The following is a 20092-nucleotide window of genomic DNA, read 5'->3' as shown; positions in this document are numbered from 1 at the left end:
AACTAGTTAGCTAGATGGGGAAGTTTGCTCGAAAAAAGTTTTAGTAATACTATCGTCGGCTCTGGTGTAAATATAAGTTTTCGGTTCGGTGAATTTGTGAGTTTTGTAAATTTTTTCGGCTCGTTCCCAAAAGTCTGTATCTTCGCCATAGGACATATGATTAAATCCTTGCAACTCAAAAAATACTTCCCTTTTACCGAAGAATGTGGGACATACAACACATTCTTGCAGATTAATCAATTTATCTTGTTGATAATAATCAACGACCCAGATTTCTTCTTCCGAGAAAAACCCACCCTCGATTAAGTCAATTTCTGGGTTGGCTTCCATATATTTTATTCGCGACTCTAGGTGATTGGGTTTGTAAGTATCATCACTGTCTATAAATGTAATATACTTACCGAAAGATGCTTGTATACCCGCATTTTTGGCGTAACATTGTTTTTTATTTTGATGTTTGAGATATCTGATATTATGATATTTTCCAATATATGAATTAACAATTTCAAATGTATTATCTTGACTACCATCATCTACTATAATCAACTCCCAATCTGGAAAAGTTTGGTTGATGACACTATCAAGGCATTGATTTAAATATTTTGCCCTGTTATATGTGCAGAGAATAACTGATATTTCTGGTTGGATGTCAAAACTGATACTGCTCATTGACTTTGATATTTAAAGGTATATTCGGAATTGATTGACCACAGATGTAGACAGATAATTTAGGTTTATTTTGTAGCCATTATACAAGTTGCCACGGGATAATCTGGATGATAGGCATCTAATTCTTCTGTTGTCAGTTCTTCTACGGCAATTCCATGATAACTAGCAATGACAGTTGTGGGGTTACCGTAGATGTACAGTTGCTGTTGAGTATAGTTTCTAAAGATGTAAGCAAAAGCATCTGGTAAGGGTCGCCAATAATCGGCGGGTGTAGCATGAACTCTAATGGCGCTTGGTACCATAGCGAAACATTTACCACCGGGTTTTAACCAAGTCAGGATGTTTTCTACTGCTATCCAGGGCGCATAACAATGTTCTAAGACATTAAAAATAATTATGGAGTCAAAGGATTCTGGTTCAATGATTGATGGGTCGTGAACATCCCCAACTATATCTACTCCTGGTCCAGGTTCTAAGTTGAGGATTTGGTATGATGTACCGGGGTTAATTTGATAAAAATCTTTATCTTTTGGAGTTCCTCCTATTTCTAGGACATTACCAATAATTTCCTGTTTAACTTCCCCTATAAATTTATTCAGGTAGTATCTATCAATGGGGGTTCCTCTGGTTAATCCAAATGCTTGACAAATAGGAACTATTTTTTTTAAGTCGCCCCAGTCTATGGCACCGGTTGCGGGTGATAATAAACCTATGTTTTCTAGTTTTTCTACTATGGTGCGGAATTGTTCTATAGTTGTAATACTATCTAGGTCATTGTTTAATTGATATTCAGCAAATAGTTGGGGGAGAATTTGGTAAGTTGTTTGACTTAATCCGCTCAAGTCTTGGTAGTTTTTTTCAATAAAACTGCGAAAACCATTGGTAAAAATTGTGAGGCTACCATCTGCTAAAAAGACTATGGTATCTTGAGTTATTGGCTGATATTTATCTAGTTCCTGAATGTATTTATCTGCAACAGGTGTGAACTGGACTTTTTTAAATATTTGGTATGCTTTTTCTAGCTCATGTTCATGGACAAATATTTCTAGGATAGTTAACCAAGATTGGGCGGGGATGATTTGCGCTGGGCGCTGACTCCAGGCGAAAATTGCATATAACTGGGAATTTTCGGTTTTTATAAAAGCATTAGGAATATATTTTTTAGTCATTTATCTATTTTTTTACTACCTAGGTATTATAATGTATTCATGAAGATTTACATAATTAATTGCTCACGAAATTTTGTTACAAATTGTGTATTCATTAACAAAGTACGGTTATTGCGATCGCAGCTAACCATAAAACCGAACCTAGTCCAGTGAGATTTAGTTTAAGGTGTGAATTAGGAAGCTTGAGATTAAGCTCAGTGAGAGAGCCAAGAGATTGAGACAATCAGCAGTTATTCCGAGAGTGTAAAGCTTGAAATTAAGCCTCCCGATAGTACACAGTTTATCTTAGAGGTGGTAGCTATGGCAATAACTCGTTGGGAACCATTGCGGCGCTGGCAAAATTTAGATCCATTTCCAGAAATTGACACCTTACAACGCCAAATCAATCGCCTATGGGATAGATTTATACCCAGTGATAGCGGAGAAATACAGTTAGGATTTATACCGCCTGCCGAAATAGAAGAAACGGAGGATGCAATTCACCTGCGGTTAGAAGTTCCTGGTTTAGAAGCAAAAGACATAGATATACAAGTTAGTCCCGACTCAGTATCTATTAGTGGTGAGAGAAAGAGTGAGACTAGGGTGGAAAAACAAGGAGTAACTCGGTCTGAGTTTGCTTACGGTCAATTTCACCGAGTCATTCCCTTACCGCAAACAGTAGAGAACGACAAAGTAGAAGCTAAGTATGACCATGGGATTTTGCGCTTAACCTTACCCAAAGCTGAAGCAGAGAAATACAAACCTGTGAAAGTAAATCTCGGTTAGGGTTGGGGGACTAGGTAAGCCTAATACTTAGTCCCCTATCCTCAAGATGAAAATTGCCATCCGAGGAAGGTGATAATATGGCGAAAGTAATTGGTATTGATTTAGGAACGACCAACTCCTGCGCAGCGGTGATCGAAGGGGGTCGCCCGGTGGTGATTCCCAATGCAGAGGGTCAGCGGGTGACTCCTTCGGTGGTGGGTTATACTAAGTCTGGTGAGCGGTTAGTGGGTCAAATTGCGAGACGACAAGCAGTGATGAACCCGGAAAATACCTTTTATTCTGTGAAACGCTTCATTGGGCGCAAATATGAGGAAATTACCCACGAAGCGACAGAAGTTAGTTACAGAACCTTGCGCGATCGCAACGGTAATGTTAAATTAGACTGTGTAGCAGCCCGTAAACAATTTGCACCAGAGGAAGTTTCCGCCCAAGTGCTGCGGAAGCTGGTAGATGACGCGAGTAAATATCTAGGGGAAAAAGTCACCCAAGCAGTAATTACAGTTCCCGCTTATTTTAATGACTCCCAACGCCAGGCGACAAAAGACGCGGGTAAAATTGCTGGGTTAGAAGTTTTGCGGATTATCAACGAACCCACAGCAGCAGCGCTTGCTTATGGGTTAGATAAAAAGCAAAATGAAACTATCTTAGTGTTTGACTTAGGTGGTGGGACTTTTGACGTGTCGATTCTGGAGGTTGGGGATGGTGTCTTTGAGGTTAAATCCACCAGTGGAGACACCCATTTAGGCGGTGACGACTTTGATAAAAAGATTGTTGACTGGTTAGCTGTTGAGTTCCAGCATAATCAAGGTATTGATTTACGTCAAGATAAACAAGCCTTACAAAGATTAACCGAAGCAGCGGAAAAAGCCAAAATTGAACTTTCCAGCGCCACCCAAACTAATATTAACTTACCTTTTATCACTGCTACCCCCGCAGGACCCCAACACCTGGATATGACTTTGACCAGGGCGCAATTTGAGGAGATGACCGCGGATCTGTTAGACCGGTGTCGTCACCCTGTGCAACAAGCTTTGCAAGATGCGAAACTGAGTAATAAGCAGATTGATGAGGTGGTATTGGTAGGTGGTTCCACTCGTATCCCTGCTGTACAAGAATTAGTCCGGCGAATCATTGGTAAAGACCCCTGTCAAGGTGTAAACCCTGATGAAGTTGTCGCCGTAGGTGCTGCTATTCAAGCGGGGGTGTTAGCGGGTGAGGTCAAAGATATTCTGCTACTGGATGTTACCCCCTTGTCTCTGGGTGTGGAAACCCTCGGCGGTGTGATGACTAGGATTATTGACCGTAATACTACTATCCCGGTGAAAAAGTCAGAAATATTTTCTACTGCGGCGGATGGTCAAGCCAATGTAGAGGTTCATGTTCTCCAAGGTGAGAGGGAGTTAGCTAGGGATAACAAGAGTTTAGGAACTTTCCGCTTAGATGGTATTCCCGCAGCACCTAGGGGAGTGCCGCAAATTGACGTAACTTTTGATATTGATGCTAATGGTATTCTTTCGGTGACGGCTCAAGATAAGGCGACGGGTAAACAGCAGTCGATTTCTATTACTGGTGCTTCGACTCTGGATAAACGAGATGTAGACAACATGGTGCGGGATGCACAAACCCACGCGGAGGAAGACCGCCAACGCCGTGAACAAGTTGATACTAAGAATCTGGCGGATTCTTTGGTTTATCAAGCTGAGAAGCAAATTAGAGATTTGGGTGATAAGGTCAGTAGTAGCGATCGCACTCGTGTTGAGGGTCTGATTAGCGATTTACGGGAGGCGATGAATCAAGATAATTTTGACCGCATAAAGTCTCTGACTCAGGAGTTACAGCAAGCTCTGATGCAAATTGGTAGCGCTGTTTATGCTCAAGCTGGTGGGACGACTACGGGTGAAGATGTGATTGATGCGGATTTTGTGGAGAGTAAGTAAGTTGAAAACCCCCTCTAGGTGTTCTTGACACCTAGGGAGGGGTTAAATATTTGTACTATTTTCCGCAACACTTGACAAGCAACTTCTAATTCACTTTGATTAGTAAAAGGTGCAAATACTCTAGATATTGCATATTTTTGATTTTCCACTTTTACAAAAACTATATCATCACCATTAGTTAACATCGCAAAAGCAGGATAATTTTGATCAGGATTAGCCATTAAATAAGCTAGAGTTTGGGGTAATGCTGACCAAACTGATAACATTGTTTTTTTAGATTCTACTACAATTATCCATAATCTTTCTTTTAATACTAAAATATCAATTCTTCCCTGTAAGGTTTCTTCACTATCAGCTATTATAATTTGTACTGATTCTTCTGGTTTAATTCTAAAAGGTGGATCATATAAACCAGCGATGGTTAATAGTGGAGAAACGAGTAATAAAATTACGGTACTTTCTAATAAATGTCCACCGGAACGATGATAAATATAACGTTGCCATAATGTTTCTAGGTTTTTAATATCATCGTTATTTAATTCTGGTAATTGATCATACCATTCGGTAAAAAAATCTGGGGATTGATTTCGAGTTAAATTAAATCTTTTTTCAGCTTCTGTGATGGTGGTAATTGTTTCTGTAACTGCGAATGTTTGCATGGTGGATTGTTTTTATAGTCATCCTATTTGACTTGAAAAATTATCAGTGAGGAAAGGGAACACCGGAACACCGGAACAGGGAACAGAAATTGTTCATGAATCATTTAGGATTGCTATATTTGGATTTATTTAACTATCATAAATAATTCGGTTTTAACCGACTTGAGCTTTTAGACAGGGAATTATACGGTACGCTTTCCTCTGGACGTTTCCATTCGATTAATGTCCCCAGCGAGTGGGGACCTTTATATGTTCTTCTGGATGGCGCAATGTTTTCAATTCGTTTCCATTCGATTAATGTCCCCAGCGAGGGGTAACCCTCAATTTTAAACCATTACCCTCTAAGAAGTCTAGAGGCAGTTTCCGATAGCGATAGCGTGGCGTTAGCCAGGTTCAGAAAAAGCGATGGCTGAAATGGACTTTACCCCAGTCTATCAAAGGCTGAAACCCTTACCCAGCAAGCGACCGAGCTTCAAAACACAAGAATCATTATTCCAGCCATTTTATTTGAACTTCGGTCGTAGGCGTTACGTGATTGGGCGATCTGGGGACGGGTGGGGTAAATTCATATCCCGGAGTTGTCACCACATTTTCTTATGTAGTCACAACTTCCTATAATTTGATGTAGCCACACCTGAAAAAAATCACAAAAAAGCTGTTAGATAATTATGCCTTGCTCTACCACCATCTCCCAACTGTTAACAGTTCTAGGCGCTGAACCCGTGAATTTATCTGCAACCGCTCTAGGACAAATGAGCAGCGGTATTCAAACAGACACCCGGATGATTAAACCCGGTGAGGTGTTCCTAGCTTTGCGGGGGGAAAAATTTGACGGTCATGATTTTGTGGCTGCGGCCATAGGTCAGGGTGCTTTAGGGGCGATTGTGGACGGTGATGATGAGTATCCAGGGTTACCTGTGTTACGGGTGGGGAATACTTTAAAAGCATATCAGCAACTGGGGAGATGGTGGCGCGATCGCTTTGATATCCCTGTGATGGGTGTAACTGGTTCCGTAGGTAAAACCACCACCAAGGAACTAATCGCCGCAGTGTTGGGGACTCAGGGAAGAGTGCATAAAACCCATGGCAATTTTAACAACGAAATCGGTGTACCCAAAACTTTATTAGAACTGGGTGCAGACCATGACTATGCTGTGATTGAAATGGCGATGCGGGGGAGGGGACAAATTGCGGAATTAACGGAAATAGCTCGACCTACCATTGGGGTAATTACTAATGTGGGTACGGCACATATTGAGTTACTCGGTTCTGAGCAAGCCATAGCGGAGGCTAAATGTGAGTTATTAGGGAAAATGCCTCAAGATGGGGTTGCTATTCTTAATTATGATAATGCTCTATTAATGGCTACAGCTGCACAAGTTTGGTCGGGGGAAGTTGTAACTTATGGCTTGTCTGGTGGTGATATCCAAGGGGTGGTGTTAGATCAAGAAACTATTCAAGTGGGGGAAATGCAGCTACCTTTACCCTTAGCTGGTGTTCACAATGCTAGTAACTTTTTAGCAGCGTTGGCGGTGGCGAAGGTTTTAGGGGTTGATTGGTCAGGTTTGCAAGGGGGGGTGATGGTGAATATGCCTACTGGGCGATCGCAGAGGTTGAGCTTACCTGATGATATATTAATCTTAGATGAAACCTACAATGCTGCACCAGAAGCTATGATTGCAGCTTTGCAATTGTTAGCGGATACACCGGGAAAACGCAGAATTGCCGTATTAGGGGCGATGAAAGAATTAGGGGAAAAATCCCGACAATTGCACCACAGAGTCGGTGAAACCGTCCAAAAGTTGGAATTAGACGGGTTGCTAGTTTTAGGAGATGGAGAAGATACCCAAGCAATGATCGCCGGTGCAAAGGGTATTCCCACGGAGTGTTTTACCAGTCATGGGGACTTAGTAACTAGATTAATCACATTTGTGCAACCAGGCGATCGCTTGTTATTTAAAGCCGCCCATTCCGTGGGACTAGACCGGGTTGTTAATCAGTTCCGGGGCGAATTTCTGGGTAAATAAATAAAGTCCGCAGGGTGCGGACTGAGAAAATTGGATAAGGTTAGGTTTTTAACAAGATGGACTACAACTTGTTAGAGGTTACTTTTATTCTTGATGACTTATGGAGAAAAATCAAGTATCCCAGAGAGAATGTTTAGACATAAATACGGTAATTATGTCGATCAGCTCCAACGGTGGGCAGTAGTGTGGTATAAGTGGAGTCATCTACTTAACTGAACATTAAAAACCAGTTAACTTATCCTTAATAGGATGTGACGTTATGAGAGTATATGATGTTGTAGCCACATAAATTCAATTTACATCGTCAAGCTCAAGCCTGCCGATTTTCTTAATTTTTCAATGTAAATATTAGCTCTTATTAACAGGATAAATCTGACTGACGTTAACAGGGAAACTACAAAATGTCTGAAAAACACAGGGTGAAAGAACTTAGGAGAGGTTTAATAACCAAAGGGCAGAAAACATCTGAAAAACTAACAAGTATGTGGTCATCATGGTATCTGATGGTGGTGGAATCAGTACCATTTTTGATAGCTGTGGCTGTATTTTTAAGCGTTGTCAGTTTAAAAAGCCCTGTGCTGCTGTTTTGTTTGCTCCTGGGAAGTTTACTAGCAATAGTCATCCAGCTTGGACAGAGAGTAAATTTAGCAAAGCCCTGGGTTGTGTTCTGTCAAATCCTAGCAGTATCCCTGGTTCTGAGTTTATTTTGGCTAGATTACTTTGCATTTCCCGCACAGGCGCAATTTTTTGGTAAAGCAGAGAGTTTTTTCCGCAATACTTTAACACAAGGTACGGAAACCAATAGTAATACCCAAACAGCAGTCAGCCTAATCTTTAACGTTTTACGAGCAATTTATTTACTGTATATTGCAGGTTCTTTAGTTGGTGTAATTAACGCCGTTAGGAAAGATGAAGATTGGCAAAGTATAGCCAGGGTTCCCTTATTAGTAGTAGTTGCGGTCACAGTTGCTGATGTGCTGACAGGGTTTGTAATTGGTGATGTGAGTAACTAAAGTATGTCTGAAGAAACAGATAGAGAATTTCGCCCAGTGAATCAAATCCTGGGAGCCCAACCTTCATTAGGTCCAATTCCTGCAGATCAAATCTTTCCCTGGTTGGTGATTATTCTCGCTGCTTACTTAATTGTAAATGGAGTTTTTGGGGGAATATTTGCAGATGATTTTCAAAGATGGTTATGGACAGCATTAATTGCGGGTTGGGGAATAGCGACTTGGTGGATCTTAAGTGGTGGTAGGAGTTGGCGATTTTTAAGCAAATTCATAGGAGTTCCCACTTGGACAAGGGGGTTTGCTCGTTATTACAGCTTGTTAGAAGTTAACCATGAAGCAGAAAATCGGCAAACAAAGCATAAAGGTCGGCGGTCAAGAAAGTAGATTAACACCATTTGAGGATGCTTTACATTTAGCTTCCATGTTACGCATTTCCCTGGATGGTCGTGACATAGGTGCTTACATTTTAAACAAAGACACTCAGAAAGATAGATTTTGCTTTGTTTTTGGGTTTGAATGTCGGGGAATTCATACTACGTTAAGAAACGAGCAAATAGAGACAATTTTTAATAATATAGAATCTGGTTTAAAAGATATTCCTGAAGGGGAAAAGATGACCTTGCACATGGGGTCATTTAGTTCAGATAAACAAAGACAAATAGAACTATCTCACTTAGTCAAGCAGACACCATCACGGGATATTAAGTATTTATTGACATCGGAAAGAGCCAGAACTCAAGAACTAACTAATGCGGGGATTCGTAAGCCGAAATTTTTACGGATATATGTAACCTATACCATTGAACCGAATACGAAATATACAGATGATTGGATAGAGAAAGTATTAGGTAAAGCTGAACTATGGTGGTTAAACTTTAAAGGGGAACTAGCCCAAGTGCAAAATGAGCGCCTGGAAACTCTGATTATCCAGTCCTATCAACAGGGTTTCTGTCGCTGGGAGCAGTTATTATCTAACAAAATGGGTTTAGATGTTAAACCTTTAAATGCTGATCAACTATGGGAAGAGGTCTGGAAAAGATTTAATGAAACACCACCTATACCCATTCCCCAGTTAGTTCATTTAGATGAAAACGGACTGTATGAGCAGGTTAATTCAGAGTTAAGTAGTAGTCAATTACTTATAGAAAATATCCACAGTACAACTTTACTGATGGAGTCTGCTGTACCCTGTGCTGAACGTCGTTGGGTAAATGTGAAAAATCGCTATATTGGAGCGTTGACATTTCTAGAAAAACCCGGAGGGTGGGCGAATAAATTCGCTCAGTTGCGTTATTTGTGGGAATTATTAGCCAGAGAAACTGTCACAGATACAGAGATTTTCTGCGAGTTAACCGCCGCCAACCCGGCTTTAGTGAAGACTACATTACAACGGGTGCTGAAGCAGTCGAATATGACAGCACTTATGGCCCAGGAAAAGAGTAAAACTATTGATGTCAGCGCTCAATTAAAGTTAAAGAAATCTGTAGCAGCCCAAGAGCAATTATATGAGGGTGCTATACCAATATATACGAGTATAGCTATTTTTGTACATCGTCCCAGCATAGAAAAATTAGATGAAGCCACAAGATATATAGAAAACTGTTTTCAAAGACCCGCCCAGGTAATTAGGGAGGTAGAATATGCTTGGAAAATTTGGCTACAATCTTTACCGATAGTTTGGGAGGGTTTGTTAGTTAAACCGTTTAACCGCCGTCAATTATATTTAACCAGTGAAGTACCGGGATTAATGCCTTTAGTTTTAACCAAAGCTGGAGATAGTCGAGGGTTTGAGTTAATTGCAGAAGAGGGGGGAACACCCATACATCTGGATTTGTTTAACCAACATAAAAATTTAGCTCTGTTTGCGACTACCCGCGCTGGTAAGTCGGTTTTGGTGTCGGGAATTTTAACCCAAGCCTTAGCTTATGATATTCCGGTGGTAGCTCTGGACTTTCCTAAACCAGATGGAACCTCTACTTTTACCGACTATACAAGGTTTATGGAGGGGAATGGGGCTTATTTTGATATTGCCAAAGAATCTAATAACTTATTTGAACAGCCTGATTTGCGATCGCTCAGTCCAGAAGCCCAGCGCGATCGCTTGTTAGATTATACTGCTTTTTTAGAGTCAGCATTAATGACCATGGTTTTAGGCTCATCCACCGAAAACCAACTGTTATCCCAAACTGTGCGTTCCCTGCTCAATTTAGCATTAAGAGCATTTTTTGCCGACCCAGGGATTACCCAAAGATATAAACAAGCGATCGCGGGGGGGTTTGGGAGTCAAGAGTGGGAAAAAACCCCCACCTTAAGAGACTTTCTTTATTTCTGTTCACCGGAACATCTGCAATTAAATGCTGTGAGTGGAAGAGTAGATGACGCTCTGAGTCAAATTCAACTGCGGTTAAGATTTTGGCTTTCCAGTCGAGTTGGACAAGCTATTTCTGCACCTTCGAGCTTTCCCACCGACGCGCAGCTGTTAGTATTTGCTCTGCGGAACCTCTCGGACAATGAAGACGCTGCGGTATTATCCTTAAGTGCTTATTCTGCAGCTTTGCGCAGGGCGTTAAGTAGTCCAGCTTCCATCTTTTTTATTGACGAAGCCCCGATTTTATTTGAATTTGACCAAATATCTGATTTAGTGGGGAGAATTTGCGCCAATGGTGCAAAAGCGGGAATCAGAGTTATTTTATCAGCCCAAGACCCCGATACCATCGCCAAATCTAAAGCCGCATCCAAAATTTTACAGAACCTATCTACCAGATTAATCGGGAGGATTCAGCCAGTAGCAGTAGATAGTTTTGTCAACATCTTAAAATATCCCCGCAATATTATTTCTCGTAATGCGACAGAAAGCTTTTTTCCTCGTAAAGAAGGAATTTACAGCCAATGGTTATTAGATGACAACGGGATTTATACCTTTTGTCGTTACTATCCAGGTTATGAACAATTAGCAGTAGTTGCTAACAACCCCCAGGAACAAACCGCACGTCAACAAGTAATGGGACAACATGACAATAAATATGAAGCAATTTCGGTATTTGCGCGACAATTAATAGCTGCTCTCCGTGGGGGGTAATCGGCGTAATCATGTCCAATTTATTCAGGTTGAAAGATATGCACAAAACTACTGTTCTCACCTTGGGCTTTTCCTGGTTATTACTCCTCCCAGCAACAGCACAATTAGGCCAAGTTTGGACTGAGTTTCAATTTTATTCTGTAGATATGCAAAATTACCTGAGAAATCATCTGAGCGAAACCTTAACACCTTTAGAAATTAGGGGTCAAACTGCTCTCAATAATGCCACAGGAGCGGCGAATATACCTAACCCAATTGATGCGGGGAATAATTTTAATCAAGATATGATATTTAACCCCACAACAGATAGATTTGAAAATAATCCAGTACTGCGCAGTAATGGTGTGAACCAGGAAATGAATCGCCTAATTACTAGGGGTTCCATAGAAAGTTATATGGGGAGAGATGGACAAATCCGATTAAAATCTAAGTTACAAAATACTGAAACCACCTTAAATAATATTTCCGAACTTTCCCAAAGTTCCAATAACATCTTTCAAAGACTCGCTGATACTCTCGGCGCATCTGGCGATGCTTTTCTCCCACTGATGACGATACAGAAAGACCAAGCGGGTTTACAGTTACAAGGTATTAGAATCCAACAGGAACAAGCAAAAATCAGCGCTGAAACCCTAGCGCAAAGTATCCTCACCCATCAATCTTTACAATACTCCAATTTAAATTTAGTCAACATTTCCCAGCAGATGGAAGAAATGAATCGTACTCACAGGGTAGACACAGCTACGGAAGCAGCGAGATTTATCCGTAATACTTCTCAAACAGATTTGTTTGGTAGATAATTACTATATGGTTAATGAAAATGCAGGTTTATATTGCGCAAATCTTCCCAGAAATTGGGATTAATGAAACTTTTGATAGTGGTGCTGTAACTGCTAGAAGCATGGCTGAAAGTTGGGATAACCAATGGCTAGATTTATTACAAAATAATACAAGTAATAACTTATATGGGGCGTTAACAAACCTGGGTATATTTTTGGCTGTGGGGACGCTATTGTTTTTTATGATGCAATGGCTCAAAGATGTGATCAACAGTGAATATTCCCGTCCTATAAGTGGTTTAATTTGGCCTTTTATAGTGGTGCTGTTTTTGAGTAATACGGGAAATGGTAGCCTACTTTCTAGTTTAACGCTGGGGGTAAGAAACTTGATTAACACAGTCAATCAACAAGTAGTTAGTACAGCAGATGCTGAACAAACTTATCAGCAAGCATTAAATATGAGTTTAGCTGAAGAGGTAGCGGGTTCTTTACTTCGTCCTTGTCAATCCCTCAATGGGGAACAACAAACCCAATGCTTGGCCAGAGCGAGCGACCAAATTGATAACCTGTGGAGGGAATATAGAAACTTATATGGGAATAGAATTTGGATTGAAAGGCTAGAAAATCAAGTCAGTTCCTTGAAATTTAATACAGGAAATATCTCGGATATTACCTTTAACTCTTTATTAGGGAATACCGCCCAAACCAGAATTAAAAACTTCTTAATTTCTTTGCAATATGCGTTTCAAAACCTTATAGAAGCTACTATGTTACTTATAGCAGCTTTAGGACCATTAGCCCTAGGCGCATCTTTATTACCTGTAGGGGGTAAACCGATTTACGCATGGTTTACAGGTTTTTTTGCGGCGGGAATTAGTAAGATTTCATTTAATATCATTGCTGCTGTGACTGCAGCAGTAATTATCAATGGACCAGCAGAAAACCCCAATGCTAACCCTGATTTAATGTGGTTTATTATCTTTGTGGGAATTTTAGCGCCAGTATTATCCTTAGCTGTCGCAGGTGCGGGAGGATTTGCGATTTTTAGCGCCATTAATAATAGTACAGCCTTAATCAAAAATAGAATCTAAACATCCCATCGGTGTGCAAATGACGAAACTACTCCGAAAAAGAAAATCTAGTATCAATTTTCTCACAATTTTTGCGATCGCCACTTTCAGCTTACATCTAGCAGTATTATTTCTATTCATTTTACAAGGGTTAAACATTCGCCAACTGAGTCTGAGAAAACCCCCCAACTTTGTGGAAATGGTTGATGGTCAACCTATAGGCGCTGTGGATGATTTAGCTAGGGACCCCGAAGCGATTCGCCAATTCATCAGTAAAACCATGACATTGATGTTTAATTGGTCAGGAACCCTCCCCCCACAAACTATTGCAGAAGCTGCAAAACCCCAACCAGACCCAGGAATACCCATCAGAACCCCCCAAGGAGGTAACCAACGAGTCACTACCAGCAGTTGGGTAGGGAGTTTTGCGATCTCAGAAGATTTTCGTCCAGGTTTTCTAAGTGCGATCGCCCAAATGACCCCACCAGAAGTATTTTCAAACAATCCTAATCAAATTATCTCAGCAGAATTAGTCATTCAAAGAATTTACCCCCCAGAAACAATAGCTCCGGGGAAGTGGCGAGTAGGGATGATAGCTGACCTAATTCAGACCAGAAAAGATGACCGGAGAAAAGCAGTCACACCCTTTAATAAAGATTTTTTAGTGCGTGCGATCGATTATTTTCCTTACCCCCTAAGAGATAGTAGTACGGACATCCAAAAAGCAATTTCTAGCCATCGCGCTGACAAACTAGAGATTTACGAAATTCATGATTTTTGTTTAGTGGACAACTCCATTATTGTCAGGGAGGATAAATCAAACCGTTGTAGAAATTAAAGTAACAAGTGACTATCTATTTTAAGTAAATTATTCTCAAATTTATCAAGGCAAATATTTATGCAATTAGTCAAGCCAGAGAAGAGAAAAAGTAGTATATTACCACTATTAGCGGTGGGAACATTTGGGCTAAATTTATTTAGCTTGCTCTTGATTTTGTTTCATAGTTCCATGATTCAAGATTTAGAACAGCAACTGACACCCCAAAGTTTAGCCCAACTTGCTGATGGTCGAGCGATTACCTTAGACCCTCAACAAAGTGATGAAAGACATCCAGAAACAATTCGCCGATTTGTCGGTGAAACCATGACCTTAATGCTTACCTGGTCACAAAAACAGCCGCCAATCACAGCTTGGGAAATTAGTTCCCAACTCTTAGCTAATAATTTGAGAACCAAGTTTCAGGAGGAAATTACTAAATTAAGTCCCACGGGAAAATTTATTAATAACAAATCTGAATATATATTAGTAGTACAAAGAGTATCTCAACCGGAAAAAATAGGTAATGGTAAATGGAAAGTTGAAATGTTAGCTAATCAATTAAACTTTAGTGGTTCTAATAATCTAGGAAACTCAAATGAGTTCAATAAACAAATTTTAGTCAGAGCCATAGATAAACCAGTAACTTCAATTCCACCCCAAGGGTCATCTTGGGATTTAGCAGCATACCGCTTAGGAGAAGCTAGGCTAGAAATTTACCAGATATGCGACATTACAGACAAAAATTGTTCTTGAAATTAAAACCAACTAAAACACCATGAATACTTATTCAATTCACCCAGAAATTTCTCCACAATATACAGTGGAACCAACCCCTGAGCACCATGAACCAGAAATAGACTTGTTAGATTGGGAGTCTAGAATAGCTCAATTGGTGGGTTTTGAAGAAGAGTCACCACAACAAGATTCAATTAGCTTTGAAGCTCACACTATTCCCCCCGAAGAAGTAGAAACCGAGCAGTCACTGTCATCTAATCCCTTTGCTAAGTTAGCCTTAGTAGGTGGTGCTACCTTAGCTGTAGTGGTAGTTGCTGGGGTGTTTTTATCCCAAATTATGAATAGCAGCAATCAAAGACCCAGAAGTAATTTAGTTTCCCCAACGGTTCCATCACCGGCTATGAGTGAAGCTCCTGAAGTAAATTTAGCACAAGAGGTGGAGATACTCAAGACAAAGTTAGCCCTTGCAGAACAAGTACAGACCGTCAGAGCAGCTCAAGAAAATCTCAGAAATAGACCACCTGCGCGGGTGGAAACTCCACAGGTGAGAGCAAGTACACCTACAACACTGGAGACATCTCCACAGAAAATAGTCAGAGTTGAGCAGACTATTCAAGAACCCGCACCTCCTTCAGTTCCTATTATTGAGCAACCCGCGTCTCCTTCAGTTTCTATCCCACCAATAGCTATGGACTCTACACCCCCACCGATTGTTATCCCCGCAGTATCGCCACCAGACCCCCTGAAGGAATGGACAAGGTTAGCCAAGTTGGGTAGTTATGGTCAGGTAAATACCACCGGTCAATCAAGAGTAAATACAGCTTTATCTGTACCAGAAGTTAATACTTATGCAACGAAGTTGCAACCGGGACAAACACCACCACAACCAGAGATTTTAGTCAGTCAGGCACAATCACAAAACCCGAAATCTGTCAAGGTAGGAACTAATGCTAAAGCCGTATTAGCAACGGCCATCTTTGGGGAAACTACTAGAGCTAGGAATAATGACGCTCAAGAAGAAGATAATCTATTTGTGGTACAGTTGCAAGAACCACTAAAATCTATAGATGGGGCGATCGCAGTACCTGCTAATACAGAATTATTGGGTGAAATTCGTTCTATTTCCGAACAAGGTCTACTACAGTTAAATGTAGTCAAAATCATCTCAGAAGAGAACGGTGAGTTGATAGAAAGAACCTTACCCAAGAATGCAATTGTACTTCGCGCTCCTCAAGGTAAACCTTTAATAGCAAATCAATATCCCGATCAAGCAGGATCAATAGCAGGGATGGACACAGGTCTATTCATTTTAGGAGGTATTGGTAAAGCTGCGGAATTATTCAATCGTGCTGAAACCGAAGTTTCTATAGAAGGTGGTAGTACCGTCGTCACCAACACCAATAACAGACGCAACATACCAGCTGGAATATTGGAAGGTGGATTAAGGTCAGTAGTACCCCAAATATCTCAACGCAATCAACAAGCGATTTCTCAAATGATGCAAAGAACTAATATTTGGTTTATACCAGCTGGCCAAGAGGTAGAAATATACGTCAATAGAACCGTAAAACTATAGCAATCCTAAATGATTCATGAACAATTTCTGTTCCCTGTTCCCTGTTCCGGTGTTCCCTTTCCTCACTCATAATTTCTCAAGTCAAATAGGATGACTATATAATTCGTTATTTCTCATAATAGCAATATTCTGGGTTGGGCATCCTACCGGACTTAATTAACCCCAGTCACCCTAATCGCCGTTTTCCCATTGGTAGCTATGAAACACATTCTCAAATATGCTAATTTTTGGACTCTCACCCCTCTAATTTTCTCAGTTGCCATCTTACTATATACAGGGCGAACTTTAGCTAATAATGCCGTTTTGCGTTCCCTGTTTTCCTGTCAAGCGCAAGGTTTAGGGGGAGTAGTACCTACTATCAAAGTTTCCTATCAACAAGGGACAAACTTAAGCTTTCTCCCAGCAGGGGAAACAATTAAGAAAGTTTGGTTAAACGACCCATCACAAGTAACAATGGACTTTGATGGTCCGATGTGTATGCAATTGGGAGCAGAACGTAACTTAAATTCCGGAGACTGTAAAAACTCAGCCGCAAATGTCATTCAACTGCGGCGCATTCCCCGGCTCAATATTCCCGGAATACCCAAAACAGATAATACACTTTTAACAGTAATTACCGAAGAAGGAAACAGGAGTAAACTCTATACCTTCAGAATATTATATCAAGACACTGCTCCTGATTATCACACTTTAGCAATTTATCCCGACCCAGCCCCCACGGAAATAGCTTGTGTCAGTACATCCAATGAATTAATTTAACCCTTTGACACACCCCAAGCTTGTTGGGGTTAAGACCTTTGATAAATCTCAAATTAATCGGGACATAAGTGTAACTATTTTGTCCCTTTTATTTTATGTAAATTTATAGCCAGAGTGGTTTAAGTGTAATAATATGCCATCAATAACTATATTTAGTAGTTAGTCGGAAAAATGGTGATTAAAAATATGACATTTATCTTAAATTCCGATAATGCTTTTGATTATTTGCTGACACAAGGGTTATTGGATAAGTCCCAACAACCTCCCACTAAGATAGAACCACTCACAGCCAAGAATTTCAACCTATTACTTACCTTTACACAGCAACACAAATTACTGATTAAGCAAGAGCGACTGAATCAAAAAGGTGTAGCAGCTGGTGAGTTTCTCGTTGAGTGGCGCATTCAAGAGTTTTTACAGCGATTTCCAGAACTGGGAAAATACCGTCAATTTTTAGCAGAGGTACTGCACTTTGATGTAGAAAATTCCATTATTGTTTGCAGATATCTGGATGATTACCGGGATTTGATGGATTTCTACATGAAAGAAAAAAGCTTTCCTACTGAAATTGCGATCGCAATTGGTAATCTCTTAGGAACCATCCACCGTGATACTTTTGAGCATCAAGAATATCAAGAATTTTTCACTCAAGATTCTGTGAACTTTGATCTGGTATCAAATTTGATTCTGGGATTTGAACGAGTCGAGCCAGAAATTTTTGGTTTAGTACCCGATGATGGGTTAAAATTCTTTGCGCTTTATCAACGTTATGATAGTTTAGGGCAGGCTATAGCAGAATTAGGTAAATCTGTCAAGCCTGCTTGTGTGACTCACAACGACTTGAAACTAAATAATATTTTAGTGCGAAACAACTGGCAAGATGACCATAATCATCATCTGATCAGGTTAATTGATTGGGAGCGATCGCACTGGGGAGATCCCGCCTTTGACTTAGGGACAATCATCGGGAGTTATGTACAGATTTGGTTAGGTAGTTTAGTTATTAGTAAATCCCTCACCATTGAAGAATCCCTGCGATTAGCGATTACCCCCTTAGAAATGCTGCAACCTTCCATAGCCGCATTAACCCAAGGTTATTTAAACACATTTCCAGAGATTATACAACACCGTCCCGACTACTTACACAGAGTAGTACAATTTGCCGGATTTGCCTTAATTCAACAAATCCAATCCATGATTCAATACCAAAAATCCTTTAGTAATACGGGAATTGCCATGCTGCAAGTAGCTAAAGCATTATTAACCCGCCCTGTACAATCAATACCGACAATTTTTGGTCATACCTTTAATATTACCGCAGTTTAGCTCATACTTTACCCCTCAACTTATGCTAACTAACAACTTACTAGAAACCCTGGAAGACATCGTTAAAAAACTAGAGATTAAAACTGATTTTTCAGTTCATCATCCCGACTATAAACCCTTAGAATTACCTCTAGAAGTAGTAGAACGGTTTCAAAAAATGCCCAAGCAGATGCAGCAAAAATATTTAAGTTTACAACTGCGAAGTTTTCTGTATGGCATTTATTATAACGGTTCTCTGCGGAGTGTATTGGCGCTAGATAGAGAAGAAAATAACTTACCCCAAGACTTAGAGAATAATAGTCTTTTAGGCGTGGATTTAGAATTTTACGAACAGTTACATAATAGCAATCAAGGAGATGGGTATTTTGACTATGGTTGGTATGTTATGCGAGAAGAACCAGACGATACATTAGCGGTGACACAAGGCGGTTTAAGGCTACATATTCACCGAGATAAACATCTATCAACATCTGAAAAAAGCGCAAGAGTGGGTGATATTGTTGCTATTCGGTTACCCAAAAACAGAGTACAAAATGGCTTTTACATGGCTGTTGGGAATCAGGGTTTTACTCGTGTGGAGGATGAGCCAAAGAACTCAGTAACCGTGAGAATTTATTTTAATTTCACTCCTGAAGGTGCTGTAGGGGTAATGGGTAGTTTAACCCAGCAACTAAATGATTTAGGGATTCCCTTTAGTTTTAAAGTTTTGTACAATCCCCAAGATTACGGAAGACATGACTCAGGTGTATTGTACTTTGATAAACCAGATTATCAACAAGTTAAAACTACTCTACAGGATATATATCTGACAAATCAATCCTACTTTCACCGAGAAATTCCCCTATTTACCATGCAATTAGCACCGGGGTTAAGTTTAGCTGAAGAACCAAATCAAAAGTTTGTAGAAAAAGAAAGCTTTGGGATGAATCGTTGTCAGATTATCGCCAATGGATTATTAAAAGCTTGGTATCAGGGGGATAACTCCATTGATGGGAGGATGCAAGCCATTAATGCAGAATTTTCCCAGTTAGGAATAGATTTAGCAAAAGCATATTTAAATGCTGGCTCTGAGGATATTTATCAATCCTGGGAATAATTATGAACGAGCGCGCTGACTTTGATAGCCCTTGGAAAGAGATACTTACCGACTATTTTCCCCAAGCCATACAATTCTTTTTCCCAGCCACCGCGGCCTTGATTAACTGGGAGCTACCCCATGAATTTCTCAATCAGGAATTTCGGCAAATTGCCCGTGATGCGGAGCAAGGTAAACGTTATGCTGACCAATTAGTCAAGGTTTGGCAACTTAACGGCGAAGAAATCTGGCTATTAATTCATGTAGAAATTCAAGCACAGAAAGAAAATGATTTTAGTCAACGGATGTTTACCTATAACTTTCGCATCTTTGACCGCTTTGGTAAACCAGCCATTAGCTTGGCAATCTTGTGTGACAATAACCGCAACTGGAGACCGCATAATTACAGTTATAACTACCCCCAGACAAGGTTAAACTTTGAATTTGGCATAGTTAAATTGTTAGATTATGAACAACGGTGGCAAGAGTTAGAAAATAGTCATAATCCCTTTGCTACAGTGGTGATGGCGCACTTGAAAACCCAGCAGACACGCTCATCACCAGCAGAACGGAAAACCTGGAAATTTAGCTTAATCCGTAGGTTATACGATTTAGGACTAAAAGAACAGGATATCCG

Annotated in this window: 18 protein-coding genes; 15 read left to right on the top strand and 3 right to left on the bottom strand. The window is 40.3% G+C overall.

Features of this window, described 5'->3' with window-relative positions; genetic code table 11:
- Positions 1–6 precede the first annotated feature (6 nt).
- Both PN457_RS10000 and PN457_RS09995 read right to left on the bottom strand, forming a co-directional pair.
- Positions 7–669 (bottom strand): glycosyltransferase family 2 protein, encoded by a 663-nt coding sequence (locus PN457_RS10000; RefSeq protein ID WP_271733089.1) that lies wholly within the window; start codon positions 667–669, stop codon positions 7–9.
- A gap of 65 nt (positions 670–734) precedes the next feature.
- Entirely contained in the window at positions 735–1838 is a 1104-nt protein-coding gene (locus PN457_RS09995) for a methyltransferase domain-containing protein (RefSeq protein WP_271733087.1), read from the bottom strand.
- A gap of 300 nt (positions 1839–2138) precedes the next feature.
- Here PN457_RS09995 and PN457_RS09990 point away from each other — a divergent pair, with 300 nt between their 5' ends.
- Positions 2139–2603, top strand: coding sequence for an Hsp20/alpha crystallin family protein (locus tag PN457_RS09990; RefSeq protein ID WP_271733086.1), 465 nt, complete (start codon positions 2139–2141; stop codon positions 2601–2603).
- A 77-nt stretch (positions 2604–2680) separates the two neighbouring features.
- Entirely contained in the window at positions 2681–4540 is a 1860-nt protein-coding gene (gene dnaK / locus PN457_RS09985; RefSeq protein WP_271733083.1) for a molecular chaperone DnaK, read from the top strand.
- A 14-nt stretch (positions 4541–4554) separates the two neighbouring features.
- Here dnaK and PN457_RS09980 read toward each other — a convergent pair whose 3' ends face one another.
- On the bottom strand, positions 4555–5199 hold the full coding sequence (locus tag PN457_RS09980) for a type I restriction endonuclease (RefSeq protein ID WP_271733081.1): 645 nt from the start codon (positions 5197–5199) through the stop codon (positions 4555–4557).
- A gap of 668 nt (positions 5200–5867) precedes the next feature.
- Here PN457_RS09980 and PN457_RS09975 point away from each other — a divergent pair.
- The 13 genes from PN457_RS09975 to PN457_RS09915 all read left to right on the top strand — a co-directional run.
- Positions 5868–7226: a UDP-N-acetylmuramoyl-tripeptide--D-alanyl-D-alanine ligase gene (locus PN457_RS09975; RefSeq protein ID WP_271733079.1), complete on the top strand. Its 1359-nt coding sequence runs from the start codon at positions 5868–5870 to the stop codon at positions 7224–7226.
- Positions 7227–7627: 401 nt separating this feature from the next.
- Entirely contained in the window at positions 7628–8239 is a 612-nt protein-coding gene (locus tag PN457_RS09970) for a hypothetical protein (RefSeq protein ID WP_271733078.1), read from the top strand.
- A gap of 3 nt (positions 8240–8242) precedes the next feature.
- Complete coding sequence (locus PN457_RS09965; RefSeq protein WP_271733077.1) at positions 8243–8620, top strand: hypothetical protein; 378 nt, start codon at positions 8243–8245, stop codon at positions 8618–8620.
- Complete coding sequence (locus PN457_RS09960) at positions 8568–11315, top strand: hypothetical protein (protein ID WP_271733075.1); 2748 nt, start codon at positions 8568–8570, stop codon at positions 11313–11315. The genes PN457_RS09965 and PN457_RS09960 overlap by 53 nt, the downstream gene beginning before the upstream one ends.
- Before the next feature lie 11 nt (positions 11316–11326).
- Positions 11327–12115 (top strand): hypothetical protein, encoded by a 789-nt coding sequence (locus PN457_RS09955; protein ID WP_334310756.1) that lies wholly within the window; start codon positions 11327–11329, stop codon positions 12113–12115.
- A 20-nt stretch (positions 12116–12135) separates the two neighbouring features.
- Positions 12136–13185, top strand: a complete 1050-nt coding sequence (locus PN457_RS09950; protein ID WP_271733074.1) for a hypothetical protein — start codon at positions 12136–12138, stop codon at positions 13183–13185.
- A gap of 19 nt (positions 13186–13204) precedes the next feature.
- Positions 13205–14002 (top strand): hypothetical protein, encoded by a 798-nt coding sequence (locus tag PN457_RS09945; RefSeq protein ID WP_271733071.1) that lies wholly within the window; start codon positions 13205–13207, stop codon positions 14000–14002.
- 60 nt (positions 14003–14062) lie between these two features.
- Complete coding sequence (locus PN457_RS09940) at positions 14063–14737, top strand: hypothetical protein (protein WP_271733069.1); 675 nt, start codon at positions 14063–14065, stop codon at positions 14735–14737.
- 22 nt (positions 14738–14759) lie between these two features.
- Positions 14760–16295, top strand: a complete 1536-nt coding sequence (locus PN457_RS09935) for a TrbI/VirB10 family protein (RefSeq protein ID WP_271733068.1) — start codon at positions 14760–14762, stop codon at positions 16293–16295.
- A gap of 198 nt (positions 16296–16493) precedes the next feature.
- Entirely contained in the window at positions 16494–17054 is a 561-nt protein-coding gene (locus PN457_RS09930) for a hypothetical protein (protein WP_271733066.1), read from the top strand.
- 186 nt (positions 17055–17240) lie between these two features.
- Positions 17241–18380, top strand: coding sequence for a phosphotransferase (locus PN457_RS09925; RefSeq protein WP_271733065.1), 1140 nt, complete (start codon positions 17241–17243; stop codon positions 18378–18380).
- A gap of 22 nt (positions 18381–18402) precedes the next feature.
- Positions 18403–19476: a T3SS effector HopA1 family protein gene (locus tag PN457_RS09920; RefSeq protein ID WP_271733064.1), complete on the top strand. Its 1074-nt coding sequence runs from the start codon at positions 18403–18405 to the stop codon at positions 19474–19476.
- Between the two features lie 2 nt (positions 19477–19478).
- The coding region (locus PN457_RS09915) for an RpnC/YadD family protein (protein WP_465248708.1) at positions 19479–20092 on the top strand (614 nt) is incomplete at its 3' end.

Source organism: Anabaenopsis arnoldii (assembly GCF_028331025.1).
GTDB classification, from domain to species: domain Bacteria; phylum Cyanobacteriota; class Cyanobacteriia; order Cyanobacteriales; family Nostocaceae; genus Anabaenopsis; species Anabaenopsis arnoldii.
Note: the sequence above shows the minus strand (reverse complement) of the source record. Positions and strands in the feature narration are given on the sequence as shown.

What these genes read in the sequence shown, in the direction of transcription:
- PN457_RS10000 (WP_271733089.1), bottom strand. Translation starts at nt 669, where the DNA reads ATGAGCAGTATCAGTTTTGACATCCAACCAGAAATATCAGTTATTCTC.
- PN457_RS09995 (WP_271733087.1), bottom strand. Translation starts at nt 1,838, where the DNA reads ATGACTAAAAAATATATTCCTAATGCTTTTATAAAAACCGAAAATTCC.
- PN457_RS09990 (WP_271733086.1), top strand. Translation starts at nt 2,139, where the DNA reads ATGGCAATAACTCGTTGGGAACCATTGCGGCGCTGGCAAAATTTAGAT.
- dnaK (WP_271733083.1), top strand. Translation starts at nt 2,681, where the DNA reads ATGGCGAAAGTAATTGGTATTGATTTAGGAACGACCAACTCCTGCGCA.
- PN457_RS09980 (WP_271733081.1), bottom strand. Translation starts at nt 5,199, where the DNA reads ATGCAAACATTCGCAGTTACAGAAACAATTACCACCATCACAGAAGCT.
- PN457_RS09975 (WP_271733079.1), top strand. Translation starts at nt 5,868, where the DNA reads ATGCCTTGCTCTACCACCATCTCCCAACTGTTAACAGTTCTAGGCGCT.
- PN457_RS09970 (WP_271733078.1), top strand. Translation starts at nt 7,628, where the DNA reads ATGTCTGAAAAACACAGGGTGAAAGAACTTAGGAGAGGTTTAATAACC.
- PN457_RS09965 (WP_271733077.1), top strand. Translation starts at nt 8,243, where the DNA reads ATGTCTGAAGAAACAGATAGAGAATTTCGCCCAGTGAATCAAATCCTG.
- PN457_RS09960 (WP_271733075.1), top strand. Translation starts at nt 8,568, where the DNA reads ATGAAGCAGAAAATCGGCAAACAAAGCATAAAGGTCGGCGGTCAAGAA.
- PN457_RS09955 (WP_334310756.1), top strand. Translation starts at nt 11,327, where the DNA reads ATGTCCAATTTATTCAGGTTGAAAGATATGCACAAAACTACTGTTCTC.
- PN457_RS09950 (WP_271733074.1), top strand. Translation starts at nt 12,136, where the DNA reads ATGCAGGTTTATATTGCGCAAATCTTCCCAGAAATTGGGATTAATGAA.
- PN457_RS09945 (WP_271733071.1), top strand. Translation starts at nt 13,205, where the DNA reads ATGACGAAACTACTCCGAAAAAGAAAATCTAGTATCAATTTTCTCACA.
- PN457_RS09940 (WP_271733069.1), top strand. Translation starts at nt 14,063, where the DNA reads ATGCAATTAGTCAAGCCAGAGAAGAGAAAAAGTAGTATATTACCACTA.
- PN457_RS09935 (WP_271733068.1), top strand. Translation starts at nt 14,760, where the DNA reads ATGAATACTTATTCAATTCACCCAGAAATTTCTCCACAATATACAGTG.
- PN457_RS09930 (WP_271733066.1), top strand. Translation starts at nt 16,494, where the DNA reads ATGAAACACATTCTCAAATATGCTAATTTTTGGACTCTCACCCCTCTA.
- PN457_RS09925 (WP_271733065.1), top strand. Translation starts at nt 17,241, where the DNA reads ATGACATTTATCTTAAATTCCGATAATGCTTTTGATTATTTGCTGACA.
- PN457_RS09920 (WP_271733064.1), top strand. Translation starts at nt 18,403, where the DNA reads ATGCTAACTAACAACTTACTAGAAACCCTGGAAGACATCGTTAAAAAA.